This window comes from Pontibacter diazotrophicus (genome assembly GCF_003367245.1).
Taxonomy (GTDB): domain Bacteria; phylum Bacteroidota; class Bacteroidia; order Cytophagales; family Hymenobacteraceae; genus Pontibacter; species Pontibacter diazotrophicus.
This window is the reverse complement of the sequence record NZ_QRGR01000004.1, coordinates 52,418-67,030: the sequence shown is the minus strand read 5'-3', so window position 1 is coordinate 67,030 and position 14,613 is coordinate 52,418. Positions and strand designations below refer to the sequence as shown.

Genomic DNA, 14,613 nt, shown 5'->3' with positions numbered 1-14,613 from the left:
AAAAGCATAAAATATACCCATGAAGCAGTATTTAGACCTGATGCAGCACATCCTCGATAAGGGGGTAAAGAAGGAAGACAGAACCGGAACAGGCACCCTGAGCGTGTTTGGTTACCAGATGCGTTTTGATCTGGCAGACGGCTTCCCGATGGTGACGACGAAGAAGGTGCACCTGAAGTCTATCCTGCACGAGCTGCTATGGTTTCTGAAAGGTGACACAAACATTCAGTACCTCAAGGAGAACGGTGTTACCATCTGGGATGAATGGGCGGACGAGAACGGTGATTTAGGTCCCGTTTACGGTTCGCAGTGGCGCAGCTGGCCAACGCCGGATGGCCGCCACATCGACCAGATAACACAGGTTGTGAATCAGCTGAAAAACAACCCCGACTCTCGTCGCATCATTGTAAGTGCCTGGAATGTGGCCGAAATAGAAAACATGAAGCTGCCGCCTTGCCATGCCTTCTACCAGTTTTATGTAGCGGAAGGCAAATTGTCGTGCCAGCTTTACCAGCGTTCTGCCGATGTGTTTCTGGGTGTGCCCTTCAATATTGCCTCTTATGCGCTGCTGGTACTGATGATGGCACAGGTCACAGGTCTGCAGCCAGGCGAGTTTATCTGGACAGGCGGCGACACGCATTTATACCTCAACCACCTGGAGCAAGCGCAGCTGCAGCTTACCCGCGAGCCACGCGAACTGCCTACCATGAAGCTTAACCCGGAGGTGAAGGATATCTTCGACTTTACCTATGAAGATTTCGAACTGGTGAATTACAACCCGCATCCTGGAATAAAGGCGCCTGTGGCAGTGTAGTTGGCAGCAGCTTTCGTTTCTTTGATATAGTTGAACATGATAGGAGTTGTGCTGTATGATAGTCAAAATCAAGGACGTTTTTAAAACCATTGGAACGCCAAGCATCACGTACGTGAGCAGGAACGATGGAGAGTATGAAAGACTGCTCGCGGAGAACCTGGAGGTGGCAGGTAAGCTTTGCCTGATAACAGGGCCGTCTAAAACCGGAAAGTCTACGCTTTACCAGAAAGTGCTGGCGGATATGAACCGGTTGCCGCTCATTATGCGCTGTGATGAACAGATGACCATAGATGATGTTTGGAGAAAAGCGCTGGAGGATGTAAACTTCGACCGTATTACCGCTTCAACTGCATCGGAGGATTTGCAGATATCGGGCAGCGCGAAAGTGGGTGGTAATATAGGATGGGCCTGGCTGGCAAAACTCATAGGCGAGGTCAGCTTGGGTATTTCAGATAAAGTAAGTGAGAGCATTGCCAGGGAAAAGATCATCTCAAAGCCCTCGCCGAAGCACCTTATCCCGATTTTAAAGAACCTGCCCTACGTTTTGGTAATCGAGGATTTTCATTACCTGAACGATGAGGTGAAGAAAAGCCTTTTCCAGCAGTGGAAAGCCTTTGTAGACGAAGAGGTTTCTGTCATTGTGCTGGGCACAACCCACCATGCCGTCGATTTGGCCTATTCAAACAGGGACCTCGTTGGCCGGATAGCGCACATAGAAGTCGGCACCTGGCTCACCCCTGATATTGAGAAGATCATCACCAGCGGCTTCAGCTACCTGAACGTGCCAATACAAAAGTCGCTGGTAAAGTTTATTGCAACAGAATGCGTGGGCTTGCCCATCATCACGCAAAGCTGCTGCCTGCGGATGTTTTTTGATAAGAGGATTTCTGAGATCGACACAAAAAAGGGAGGCCCAAAGCCTGCATTCGATATAGATGATTTGTCTAAGTCTTTATACAATGTGGCGCATACCGATTTCAGCGTATTCAAGGATATCTATGATGTAATCATCAGAGGATTCCGGAAGGGCGGGCAGAAATACAACTCCTATGAGTTGCTGCTGCTGATCTTCACATTAGACCCCATCACCTTCAAGCTTCAGCGGCATGAGATAGACGAAAGGCTGGCGCAACTCAGTTTAAAGTTCACCACGCCTCCCGCCACTTCTATCAACAGCACGTTAGGAGTGCTCAGCAAATTGCAGAATAAATATGCCTTTGAGCTACTGGAGTGGAGCCAGAAGTTAAAGACGTTGTACATACTGGAACCTTCTTTTCTCTTTTACTTAAGATGGAAAGAGGAACGAAAAGTGACGGACGCGTTTGATACAGACCGTATTGAAAGGATATATCAAATCATATTCAAGGATATGCCAACCAAGTTTCCAACTATTAGGATAAAATCCTAGTAGCTATAAACTTAACTATTAATAATAACAGCGTTTTTGTATCACCTTCTGATGCGCAAAAACTAAATCTGGATTCATCTGTTTCCACACAAACAGCAAAACTATGAAACTAACAACCACCTTAGCAGCTCTCTTTACCCTAACTCTACTACAGGCTAACGCCCAACACCGTGATTCGCCGGATCAGGTGCAAACGAACAAGGGCAACCTTAGTATACAGCCTATCCAGCACGGAACGCTGGTGTTGAACTGGGATAACAAAACGATTTATGTAGACCCAACAGGGGGGGCAGAGGCTTTTACAGGAATAGCCAAACCCGGTATGATCCTCATTACCGACATCCATGGCGACCATCTGAATCAGGAAACACTGGACGCACTGGAGACAGATGGTACTGTAATGGTCGTGCCACAGGCGGTTGCGGATCAGTTGCCGGATAAATACAAGGGCCAGTTGAAGGTAATCGGAAACGGTGAAAGCACAACATTGTTAGAAATACCTATTACTGCTGTACCGATGTATAATCTCCCGGAAAGCGAGGAAAGCAGACACACCAAGGGCAGGGGGAACGGCTATATTCTGAATATGGGCGGTAAAAACATTTACCTTTCAGGCGACACGGAAGGGACGCCGGAAATGCGTGGGCTTCAGAATATAGATGTTGCTTTTGTTTCTATGAACCTGCCGTATACTATGGATGAGTTTCAGGCGGCTGATGCAGTGCTTGACTTCAAGCCCAAAATTGTTTACCCGTATCACTACCGGGGCCAGAACGGGCTAACGGATGTACAGACATTTAAAAACCAGGTGGATATGCAAAACGATGCGATAGAAGTAAGGCTGAAGAACTGGTATCCGGAAAAGTAATGCTGTATAGGTAAAGGGTCTAAATACAAAGGACAAAAGATTTTCAATAATGAAGTCTTTTGTCCTTTGTATTTAGACTGTTGTCATACTACCTATATATCCAACTGGACTCTGTTGCCTGTTCGGGCCGCTTCATAAATTGCCATTAGAATACGCACATCCCGCATCCCCATCTCGCCTGGTACTCTTGACTTCCTGTTTTCCATGACACTCTGCGCCTGCCCGTCCATCTGGCGTGCCTGCTGGTTTACCTGCGGGTAATCCATGTTGCCTTCGCTGGTTTCGCCGTCTATGCCGGAGTAGCTGTAGGCTGGGTCTAATTCCCACCAGCCATTCTCAGCTTCGCCTCTTAACTTACCTGCTTCTTCATTGTAGCTGCTGCGGCAATCGGCCACAGCACCATTCGGAAACTCCATCTGCCACATGATTGTTTCTTCCACCTCATCAAAATATTCCGGCTTCGTTACCTCCCCAAATTGCGCCGTGATGGCCACAGGCGTTTCTCCCATGGTATACACAGCCCCTTGCACACAATAGATACCCAAATCCATCAGTGGTCCACCGCCAGCCAGTTCTTTATCCAGGCGCCACACATCAGGCTCGTCGATCACGAAGCTGTCGGCTGCCTCAATTCTGCGCACTGGCCCAAAAACCTGCTGTTGCCCTAATTCCATCACGCGCTGGTTATGGGGTTCATAGTGCAGGCGGTAACCAATTGACAAACTTACGTTATTCTGATTACAGGCATCAATCATGCGCTGGCAATCTTCTACGGAAGTCGCCATTGGTTTCTCACAGATCACATGCTTCCCGGCCTGAGCCGCCCTTATGGTATACTCTGCATGCATTCCGTTTGGCAACACGACATAGACAATATCAATGTCCTGGTTATCTTTTATCTGATCGAAGTTTTCGTAGTTGTAGATGTTCTTTTCTGGGATGTTATATTTTGATTTCCATTCCTCGGCTTTGGATGGGGTGCCCGTTACAATACCCGCCAGGTAACAATTCTCGGTCTCCTGTAAAGCCGGAGCAAGCTGGTTTGTGCTATAGCCACCGAGACCGACCAATGCAATACCTAGTTTTCTGTTTTGTGCACCATCCTGGTTTGCCTGATCCGCCTGTTCCTGGTTGCCGGAATTTCCAGATTGGCATGCATTTAGCGAGAGCAATGGTATTCCAAAGGCAGTGGTGCCAAGCGCCAGCGAGATACCTCTTAAAAATTTCCGTCGGTTATTTGAGCTGGGGTAGTCGTTGTTTTTCATAGATCTGACAGCGGTTAGAAAAAGATAATTTTTACCTATATAAGGATATATGAACAAAAGGTTGACCTAATAGATGAATAAGAGCCTAAATACCAGTGAAATCACGTGAGAAGATGCTTCTACTTCTAAAACACCAGTAGCTGTAGCATCATGAATTGTAACGCTCCTGGTTCTTTTTAAGCCTGTAAAAGGTGTTGGGGTAGCATTTTTTTCATGTCTCTTTATTTTTCATATATTTATACAAAAGGGCGTTTTGTAAAAAGCAGGCTTAATTTGGGGCCTTTTTAATGATGTTTACAGAGTATCCTCATAAAATCAGTTTATATAATTTCTTCATAAGTATATGATAAGACCACTTTTGATTACAGCATTTTGTCTGCTCTTTATCTGTTTTGCTATGCAGGCCCAAACCGGCGCCAACAGGTTAAACCCTAAGGACCTGAATTTAACCTGGGAAGTAGTAGAGGAGGGGTACCAGAATAAAAACCAGACCCATTCAGCGCTTACCCTTCAGAACACAGGCCAGAATCCTTTACCGGCAACAGGCTGGAGCCTTTATTTTCACGGTTCCCCGTCCTTCAAAACGAAAGACACTAATGCTCCTGTTAAAATAGAACATGTAAACGGGGACCTGCTCCGCATAGTGCCTACTGCCAGTTTCAGTGGTCTTTCTGCCGGTTCCACTAAGCGAGTTGAATTAGTGTCGGCCGGGCAGATGGTAAATGAGTCAAGAGCACCAGAGGGCTTTTACCTTGTCTGGAACGATAATCCTGCAAAGGGCTATACTATAGGCAGTGTTGTCAATAAAAAGCCTACGCAGAACAAAATCGGCTGGATTGCGTCTGGGGAAATCTACGAGCAGAATAAAGTCATCAAGGATATACCGGTAGAAAAGCTCACGAAAGTATTCCCGACGCCTTCGCAATACAGCGAGAACGGGCAGCGCTTTACTTTGACTTCAGCAGTACCTGTTATTGCAGACAATGCTTTTACTAATGAGGCTGCCTTGCTTACAGAATACCTGTCCACGGTCTTCGGCCAGAAACCTGCGGTGAAGACTTCAGGCACAGGCAAAGCTATCAGGCTACAGCAGAAGCAAGGCATGGGAGAAGAAGCATACGAGCTACAGGTTACGCCTCAGCAGGTGGTTATAACAGCATCCACTCCTGCAGGGATATTTTATGGTATACAGTCGCTGAAGACGCTGATGCCGCCATCCGCTTTAGCTACAAAGCAAAGCTCTGTTACCCTGACAGGCGTAAACGTGAAAGATGCTCCCCGCTTCGGGCACCGCGCCTTTATGATGGATGTAGCCCGTAATTTCCAGCAAAAGGAAGAGGTGCTGAAGGTGCTGGACCTGATGGCGCTATATAAGCTGAACGTGCTGCACTTCCACCTGAACGATGACGAAGGCTGGCGTTTAGAAATACCGGCCCTGCCAGAACTGACACAAATAGGTAGCAGGCGCGGCCATACCTCGGATGACAGTCAAAACCTGCAGCCTTCTTTAGGTTCAGGACCTGATGTGGATGCGTCGAGTGGCAGCGGCTACTATTCAAAAGCAGATTATGTAGAAATACTCCGCTATGCGAACGCCCGCCATATTAAGGTTATTCCTGAAATAGAAACGCCTGGCCATGCCCGTGCTGCCATCAAAGCGATGGATGCGCGTTACGAGCGGCTGATGAAAGAGGGAAAGCAGGCAGAAGCTGAAAAATACTTACTCCGTGACCTGAAAGACAAATCTGTTTACCGCTCAGTGCAGAATTGGAACGACAACGTGATTGACGTAGCCTTGCCATCTACCTATACCTTTCTGGAGAAGGTAACGGATGAGATTCTGGCGATGTACAAAGAAGTGGGTGCGCCCATAGAAACCATTCATTTCGGAGGAGATGAGGTGCCGCCGGGCGTTTGGGAAAAGTCGCCGGCTGTGCAGAAAGTGATGGCCAGCAACAGTAATGTAAAAAACACAGACGACCTTTGGTATTACTTCTTCGGCAAGATCAATGACATGCTAAAAGAGCGTAACCTGTACCTCTCAGGTTGGGAAGAGATTGGCATGCGGAAAGTGAAGCAGAATGGCAAAACAACCTATATCGCTAATCCTGATTTTGCAAATGAGAACTTTCATGTGGATGTATGGAACAACCTGGGAAGTAACATAGATCTGGCCTATAGGTTGGCTAATGCTGGGTATAAAGTTGTGTTAACGAATGTAACGAACATGTACCTCGACCTTGCTTATCAGAAGGCATACGAAGAGCCGGGTTTGAACTGGGGCGGCTTTCTGGATGTAGACAAGCCTTTCTACTTCATACCCTACGACTACATGAAGAATATGAAAGTGGATACGGAAAACAAGCCGATTAATCGAAATGCCTTTGCTGGTAAAGAGCGTCTAACTGAAGCAGGAAAGAAGAACATCGTTGGCTTACAGGCCCCACTTTGGAGTGAAACAGTAAGAACGCCGGAGCGCCTGGAGTATATGCTGTTGCCAAAACTGCTTGGACTTGCCGAAAGGGCCTGGGCACCAGATCCGGTTTGGGCGACAGAAGCAGACGCAGGAAAAAGCGAGACAGCTTATAATGAGGCCTGGTCAGAGTTTGTAAATATTCTGGGTAAGCGGGAACTGCCACGCCTGAACCATTATGCCGGCGGCTTCAATTACCGCATCCCAACTGCCGGAGCTAAGGTAGAAAATGGCAAAGTAGTAGCCAATGTACAGTTGCCTGGCATGGAAGTACGTTACACCACTGATGGTGCAGATCCAACCTTAAGCAGCAAGTTATATACTGGGCCTATCTCTGAAAAAGGCACAGTTAAGCTCCGGATTATTGATTCTACTGGAAGGGCCGGCAGAGTAACTACTGTTGAAAACAAGTAAGTAAAGGCGCTTTCAACTAATGCGTTCATAAATAAGAGGTATGGCTAGTCCACGAGTAGAAATAAATTATTGCACCCAATGCCGCTGGCTGATGCGTGCCGCCTGGATGGCACAGGAGCTTCTCACGACTTTTGAAACAGAGTTAGGGGAGGTGGCGCTGGTGCCTGGAACGGGAGGTGTATTCGATGTGCACCTGAATGGAGAGCTTATTTATTCCCGAAAGGAGCAAGGCCGCTTCCCGGAGTCAAAAGAGCTCAAGCAGTTGGTTCGGGATAAAATTGCGCCGGAGCGGCCTTTGGGCCACAGCGATCGAAACTAACTATTGGCAAGGGCGAAAACATACCAACTGTTACCCAACGTCTATAAACAAAAAAAAGCGGAGACTCCTGAAGAGCCTCCGCTTTTTTTGTTTAATATATTCCTATATCACTACGCATTGCGTGGACGATCAGGACCACTATTAGTTCTGCGGTTTCTCAATTCTTCTTCGGTGAGGTTATCAACCTCTACATCCGTTTTACGAACTGTGCCGTGAATATCCTCTACGTGCTCATCTACGTCTTTGCCTATATTTACTTCTTCCACCACGCGGGCTTCTTTGTCAACCATAGGCACTTCAGCATGCTCCGTGATTTCAATATCACCTTCTTTGAAGGAGTTTATATCACCTGGTGTAGCTGCGCGGTTTACCGGATTTCGTTCTACATGCACATGCTCTTCGCGCAAGCGCAGGTGTTCTTCAATCGGGCGTTCTATTATGCGACTGCGCACGCGCACGCCTCCTGTTTCTACGGTGCGCTTGCCTACCTTCATCTCCTCTTCTATAATTGGAATAGAAGTATCTGAAGTAGTGGTATCTCTTCTGGTTGTATCGGTAGTTCGGGTGGTATCTCTCGCTGCCGGGCCAGGGGCGGCAGCTGAGGCACGCTCATCAAGATTCACAGCGCCATACTCATCCATGATATCGGCTGCCATTTCTGCCTCCTGTGCAGCTCTGGCATGTACCGTAACGACTGCACCTGAGCGGGCATAGGATGAATATTTTTTTGATCGCTCATCGCTACCAAACAGGTTGCTGAAGAAATTACTGATACTGTCATTGTCTTCCTCTCTTTCGCTTGCGGAAGCTGACTGTGGCGCAATATCAATGCGGTCTCTATCAATGCCTTTGCTCACTAGTTGCTGCAAGGCTGTTTGTGCTTCATTGGAAGTGTCGAAAACTCCTACTACTGTATGTGACATAATCTTTTTCTTTAAAATGTTAAGTTTGTTCCAACCCGATAGTGTCTGCTTTTCCTGCATGCTACCGATTATTGGATTCGTTAAAAATACATAGAGGTTAATACGTACGGTTCCAGCTATAGTTTTATCATGATAAAGAAGTTATAAAGCTGAATATAATTATTTTAAATCAAGTATAGCCGTGATTTATAATTGTCCTTTGTTTAAGCCTATATTACTAAAGTTCAAAATGTGTCTCAGCACTCAAATACCTGTTTACTACAGGCAATAGTATCTTACAGAACAGAGACAAGTAAAAGAGCCGCACCAGGTAAGGGTGCGGCTCTGTATAATGCTTTGCTAAAAGCTTTATTTTTTAGGGATTAGTAGACCATAAACCAGCTTCTTTGATAAACACGCGGCGGTTAAGCTTGAGTTGTGCGATTATAAACTCTGCTAAATCCTCCGGGTGCATCACGCGTTCAGGGTCACCGCTAATCAGGTTGTTGCTATGCGCTAATTCTGTTACCACCGTACTAGGGGTAAGGGCACTCACGCGGATATTGTGCTTGCGCACTTCCTGCATCAGCGATTCAGAAAGACCCATCACAGCAAATTTAGAGGCACTGTAGGCACTTGTAACAGCTGCACCCTTTTGACCTGCTGTAGATGAAATGTTGATAATGTCGCCTGTTGAACGCTCTATCATGCCTGGTAAAACGGCACGGGTGGTATAGTATACACCCATCAGATTCACCTGTATGTTTTTCTCCCATTCAGCCGGCTCCAGTTCCAGGAACTTACCGAAAGTGGCCGTTCCTGCATTATTAATCAAAATATCAATAGGTCCTAGTTCCTGCTTTACCTGTGCTACTGCTTTATTCACGGCATTGATGTCTGCTACATCGGCCGAAACAACAGCAGCTTTTACTCCTGCAGCGTTCACCTCGCCGGCCACTTCTTTCAGTTGGCTCTCGGTGCGGGCAAGAAGCCCTACATGTACACCTTCTTTGGCCAAGGCCACGGCAATAGCCCGGCCTATGCCTTTGCCTGCGCCGGTTACGAGGGCCACTTTTCCTGCTAATGATTCCATAGTATGTTTTTTTTAATAACGTAAATGTTTGTAGCTACAAATATACGTCTAAACATTTTAATGGATACTAGCAAAAGCCGGACATTGGTATAGATGAAACAGAAGAGGGGAATCAGCCCAATATCTTTCTGATGTCGTTGGCTTTTGCCATCAGCGCTTTTGTTTGCTCTTCGTCCCGGGCATCGATGGCTTCCTTGAACTGCTGCAGCTGCGCTATATACCCTGCCAATGCCTCTGATACATTTTCCCTGTTCTGGCTGAAAATAGGTCCCCACATTTGGGGGGAGCTTTTGGCGAGGCGCACGGTGGAGGAGAAACCACTGCCAGCCATGTCAAAAATGTTCTTCTCGTTTTTCTCTTTGTCCAGCACCGTTAAGCCAAGGGCAAAAGAGCTGATGTGGCTCAGATGCGATACATAGGCAAAGTGCAGGTCGTGTTCCGCGGCAGGCATATAGCGCAGGGGCATATGAAGAGAGCGGCAGAGCTTTTCCACCATCGCCAGTGAGGCAGGACGTGATTTTTCCTTTTCACAGATAATCATGGTTTTGCCTTCGAGCAAGGCCGCAAAAGCAGCTTCAGGCCCGGAATACTCTGTACCGGCAATAGGGTGCGTGGCAACAAACTGATCTCTTTTAGGGTGCGCTGCCACCGCATCACACAGCTGTTGCTTTGTAGAGCCAAAGTCAATTAATGTGGCGCCTTCCGGCAATATATCCAACACGGCAGGCAACTGCTGCAGGATGGCATTTACCGGTGTAGCCAACACCACCAGCTCAGCTTTGGAGACTGCCTCTTCTAAGGGTAATACCTCATCAGCAATACCACGTTCCAGTGCCTGCTTTGCATGCTGTGGGTTGTTGTCTACACCAAGTATAGTAACAGGAGTGTTTCCGGCTTTTAAGCCTAAAGCAAAAGAGCCGCCTAAAAGACCAAGTCCGATGACGCAGATAATCATGTTGAGGAGTATGTATAAGACAGTACAGAAGCAGGCTTTGCAGCATGCTGCTAGTATACCGGATAATTTTTAAAATATATAACACTGCAAATGTAGGGACGATTTCTGATAATCAGGCTTGTTGTGCTGCTAAATGAAATTCTTAAAAGTACACCAGCCACTTATCTTTTTGTATTTCTGAAGGTATGAGTAACAAAGAAAAAGACACTACGGGCAACCTGTTCGGCTTCCTGAAAACAAATGCACGACCTGCCAAGCCCCGCACCACCGGGCTCACCGAATGCAGAGGGCGGTAATTTATCAGTTTGTCATATAATTAAAAATAAAAACTCTGACCAGCAATGCCAGTCAGAGTTTTTAGAAGGTATTTAGTTTAGTTTTTACTGCTTTACAAAGCGCTGTTGGTGTGGTTTCTGCCCATCGTGCACCTCCAGTATATAGATACCGGCAGGCAGGGCTGAAATATCCATTTGGTTTCTTCCATGCTTCAGCTCGAACTGCATCACTGCTGCACCAGTCATACTCATTACTCTTCCTTTTGCTTCATCCGCAAGTGTTGTTACACGGATGTAGCTATCGGCAGGATTCGGATATACTATAACATCCTGTGATACTTCACTTCCCAAGGTGTTTGCCTCTACGCTCTGAGAAGTAGCAATACCCTGTAAGGTATTTGTAATATTCACGCTGTAGTCTTCCACCTCACCGTAGCCAAAGCTCTCGCAGGCAGTTTGTGCGGCATTATACTTCATAGATACTCGCATTCTAGTTTTGCCCAGTAAGGCGCCGGAAGGCACATTAATGGCTGCACTCAGCGTAGCACTGCTGGACGAGGAGCCACTCACTACCAACTCACCGGAATCATCAAAGTCACCGTCCTGGTTAAAGTCTATCCATACTTTCCAGTACTCGGTGTAGGCTGTGCTGGAGAAGCCCGCGCTGATGTAAATGGTGCTGCTGCTTCCGCGAGCCACAGTGGCGGTAAGGCTTGTGAAGTCTTTATAGCCCCCGTTGTTGCCCGTTGCATTTTTGAACCCTCCAAACTCCACTAAATCAATCCACTCATAACTGGCATTTCCGCCTTTCGAAGCACAGTAACTTAGGCTGGCAGCGCCGGTAGTAAAGGTTTTAGAGGCAGAGTAGGCGGAACTGCCACTGGCACAGGTACTGCTTACCTGGAACTCATACTGTGTAGCCGCCGCCAGGCCAGTTGCATTTGCCGAAGTACCTGTAACTGTGCTGGTGCTCCAGGTAGTGGTGCCTACTACCCTTGAACGCAGACTATAACTGGAAGCGCCGGAAACGGCTGCCCAGGAAAGTGTAGCAGTGGAAGCCGTAATATTGGATGTCGCTAAACCAGCCGGAACAGCACAGGCTGTAGGGGCGGAGAAGCTGACGGTATAATCTTCTACCTCTCCATAGCTGAATGTTTCGCAGGCTGTTTGAGCGCCGTTGTATTTCATGGACACCCGCATACGGGTTGTGCCTGATGCTGCGGAAGCTACAACAAGATTCCCGGATACTGCTGTAGTATTGAGTTTTCCTGCGTCGAAGGCAAGTTCTCCGGCATCATCAAAATCACCATCCTTGTTATAGTCAATCCAGATTTTCCAGTATTCATTATAGGCTGAACCGGAAAAGCCAGGCGTAAGAGTAAGGGCATAGGTGCTACCAGCATTCAAACTGATTGTTTTGCCCGTAAAGTCAGAATAGCCTGCAGCAGACGAAGTGTTTGTAAAGCTGCCTACCTTCACTCCGGCAATCCATTCATCTGTTGTGCTGTTGCCCTTAGATGCACAGTAGGCAGTCTGGCCATATTTGCCACCTACACCCACCGCATGCCAGGCATTCGTTGTCTGGATTACGTGGTTAGAACCTTCGCCGAACAAATCAGCCGCTGACTGAATAGCATAGGTACGGGCATCGGCATAGCCAGAGTTAGCGGTGAGGTAAACAGTTTCCATACGGTACACGATTTTAGCTGCATCCGTAATACCTATGCCAGCCACGCTATAACCGGCACCATGGTCGTTTGTGCCTGACTTGCCTACTGACAGCAGGTAAAACCAATGGTTGAGCACGCCACTGTTGGTATGCACGCCGCCGTTGTCGCCAGTGCCGCTGTACCAGTTGGTGCCTTTATAGGTATCAGGCTGGCCTTCTGCATTTGGGTCACTCATAGAACGCAGTGCAGGGCGCTGCTTGTCTATGTCTTCGCCTATAAGCCAGATTGATTTGGTTGGTGCAGCATATTGCTCTACGGCGGCTGCCCATATATCTGATAAGCCTTCATTCAAAGCACCGGACTCATTGCTGTAAACAAGGTTGGCTGTGCTGGAGCAAACGGCATGGCCAATTTCGTGGGCTCCCACGTCCAGGCTTGTCAGGGCATCAAAGCGGGTGCCGCCATCGCCGTAAGTCATTACAGAGCCGTTCCAGAAGGCATTTTCATAGCTCTTGTCGTAATGCACGTAGCTTCTGATTTTTGTCCCGGCATTATCGAAACTATTGCGGTTGTAGCGGCTTTTAAAATAGTCGTAGGTTTTCTGCGCTGCCCAGTGTGCATCAAGTGCCGCATTGTCTTTGGCAGTGTTGTTAAACTCGCCGGCTGTCCAGCTGTTGTTGGCATCTGTAAAATCGGTCGCCGTATTATAGCTGGTGCCGGTTTTGCAATTATATGTTTCGATACCGCCACCCCTTGAATAGTCGCGGAGGCGGTAGCTTCCGCTGTAGCTGTCAGTGGTAATGTTTTGTGTGCCGCTGTAACGGGTTGCTGCTGACCCTGAGGCAGCTGCATGCTTGATAATGGCATCTTTGTGAACAACTTCGCCTGTTTGCGCATCAACATAGATGTAGTCACGGCTCAATGGCTCCTGCGCATAGATATTAAACTTCCAGGCGAGTACAGGCTGATCGCTTTTCTCTTTAGACAAAGCCAGGTAGTTATTCACGATTACAAGCTCACCATTTGGTTTAAAAGAAGCCTTCGGATCATTTTCATATTTCTTGATCCAGGCTTCCTGTCCCGGGTCCTGCCACATGTATGTTTTGGCTCCCACAAAGGCCAACGCTTTTTGCAAAGCTGCTTTTTCTGCCAGTGCAGGCTTGGTGTTTAGCTTTCCTATTCTCTTGATTTCGCCGTTGATAGACTGTACCACACCATTCTTGCTGTGCACGTTGTAGCTGCCATATTCTACCCGCACATCCTTGTAATACTGCGCGAAGCGCTGGTGCAGAAAACCTTCCTTGTCTGTTTCCTGCTTTACCGGCTTCAGTTCTTCTTCAGCAGGTAGCTTAAGAAAAGATTTAAGCACCTGGCTGGCTTGATCTGGCCTGAAACTCTTTTCTTCACCGGCTTTAAACTTGATGAAGGAGGGTGCCTCATTTGCATTTTCCAGACTTTCCTTCACCCGCTCTTTCTGCTGTGAATATCCTTCCTGGGTAAAAATTATGCCACCCAGTAGCAGGGAGGCTAACACGTAAAATTTCCTCATAGGAATAAGTATAAATATGAAACATAAATACAGAGGTAATTTTTGTTGTGTGTGTGTGTTCAGAAAAGGATACTACAGTATAGCTAGAGGCTATCTTTAGCGAAGAAATGTTTCTTTCTCCTGAAAGCAGGTGAATGAAAAGTATGTAAGATTAGTATGTTGGAGGTGTTATAAAACAACGATATTAAAATTCCCCGCGCTGTATTCTGATGATAAAGCAGATTAATATGCGTGTTGTATTATATCCTAAAAGCTTAATACGCCCAAAATACAAATAAGTTAGCTAGAATTTTTGTCTATTTATAATAATTCTTCTTCTATAGAAAATACCAAAACCCCGGTACTAACTAGAGGTATGAAAATGAGCTATATATGAGCTTTTAACTATTAACTAATAAAGCATTTTAATTAAAATAAGTGTGGCAGGTGGTCCTGGCACAGGTTTTCTGCCAAGGTTTTCGTGGAAGATATGCTGCTCTATAGCAAAAATAGATGATTAGGTTTAGAGCATGCTTATGATTTGTTATTTGAGCTGCAAATACGGTCTTTCAGAACCGGCGGCGGCAACTTTTCACATAATAGTATTGCTATCACCTCTCTATAAGCCT

At 46.9% G+C, this 14,613-nt stretch carries 10 protein-coding genes; 5 read left to right on the top strand and 5 right to left on the bottom strand.

From position 1 onward, the window contains the following. Window positions 1–19 precede the first annotated feature (19 nt). The 3 genes from DXT99_RS03745 (at window position 20) to DXT99_RS03735 (ending at window position 3,090) form a co-directional block, all read left to right on the top strand. Entirely contained in the window at window positions 20–814 is a 795-nt protein-coding gene (locus DXT99_RS03745; RefSeq protein ID WP_115564190.1) for a thymidylate synthase, read from the top strand. 55 nt (window positions 815–869) lie between these two features. Beyond that, window positions 870–2,222: an ATP-binding protein gene (locus DXT99_RS03740; RefSeq protein ID WP_115564189.1), complete on the top strand. Its 1,353-nt coding sequence runs from the start codon at window positions 870–872 to the stop codon at window positions 2,220–2,222. A 103-nt stretch (window positions 2,223–2,325) separates the two neighbouring features. Continuing rightward, on the top strand, window positions 2,326–3,090 hold the full coding sequence (locus tag DXT99_RS03735) for an MBL fold metallo-hydrolase (RefSeq protein WP_115564188.1): 765 nt from the start codon (window positions 2,326–2,328) through the stop codon (window positions 3,088–3,090). Window positions 3,091–3,182: 92 nt separating this feature from the next. On the opposite strand, the gene DXT99_RS03730 is transcribed toward DXT99_RS03735, so the two are convergent. Beyond that, on the bottom strand, window positions 3,183–4,355 hold the full coding sequence (locus DXT99_RS03730; protein ID WP_115564187.1) for a Gfo/Idh/MocA family protein: 1,173 nt from the start codon (window positions 4,353–4,355) through the stop codon (window positions 3,183–3,185). A 397-nt stretch (window positions 4,356–4,752) separates the two neighbouring features. Here DXT99_RS03730 and DXT99_RS03725 point away from each other — a divergent pair, with 397 nt between their 5' ends. Next, window positions 4,753–7,242 carry a family 20 glycosylhydrolase gene (locus DXT99_RS03725; RefSeq protein ID WP_115564186.1) on the top strand — a complete coding sequence of 830 codons (2,490 nt, stop codon included), beginning with the start codon at window positions 4,753–4,755 and terminating at the stop codon, window positions 7,240–7,242. Between the two features lie 40 nt (window positions 7,243–7,282). Further along, the gene (locus DXT99_RS03720) at window positions 7,283–7,561 is read left to right on the top strand and encodes a SelT/SelW/SelH family protein (protein WP_115564185.1); all 279 of its coding nucleotides are present in this window, start codon (window positions 7,283–7,285) and stop codon (window positions 7,559–7,561) included. A gap of 110 nt (window positions 7,562–7,671) precedes the next feature. Here the strand turns inward: DXT99_RS03720 and DXT99_RS03715 are convergent, their stop codons facing one another. From DXT99_RS03715 to DXT99_RS03700, 4 genes are all read right to left on the bottom strand, one after another. Next, entirely contained in the window at window positions 7,672–8,484 is an 813-nt protein-coding gene (locus DXT99_RS03715) for a YsnF/AvaK domain-containing protein (RefSeq protein WP_115564446.1), read from the bottom strand. Window positions 8,485–8,839: 355 nt separating this feature from the next. Further along, entirely contained in the window at window positions 8,840–9,556 is a 717-nt protein-coding gene (locus DXT99_RS03710; RefSeq protein WP_115564184.1) for a 3-ketoacyl-ACP reductase, read from the bottom strand. Between the two features lie 112 nt (window positions 9,557–9,668). Then, window positions 9,669–10,511: a prephenate dehydrogenase gene (locus tag DXT99_RS03705; RefSeq protein WP_115564183.1), complete on the bottom strand. Its 843-nt coding sequence runs from the start codon at window positions 10,509–10,511 to the stop codon at window positions 9,669–9,671. A gap of 380 nt (window positions 10,512–10,891) precedes the next feature. Further along, window positions 10,892–14,005: a M4 family metallopeptidase gene (locus DXT99_RS03700; protein WP_115564182.1), complete on the bottom strand. Its 3,114-nt coding sequence runs from the start codon at window positions 14,003–14,005 to the stop codon at window positions 10,892–10,894. Window positions 14,006–14,613: the final 608 nt, after the last annotated feature.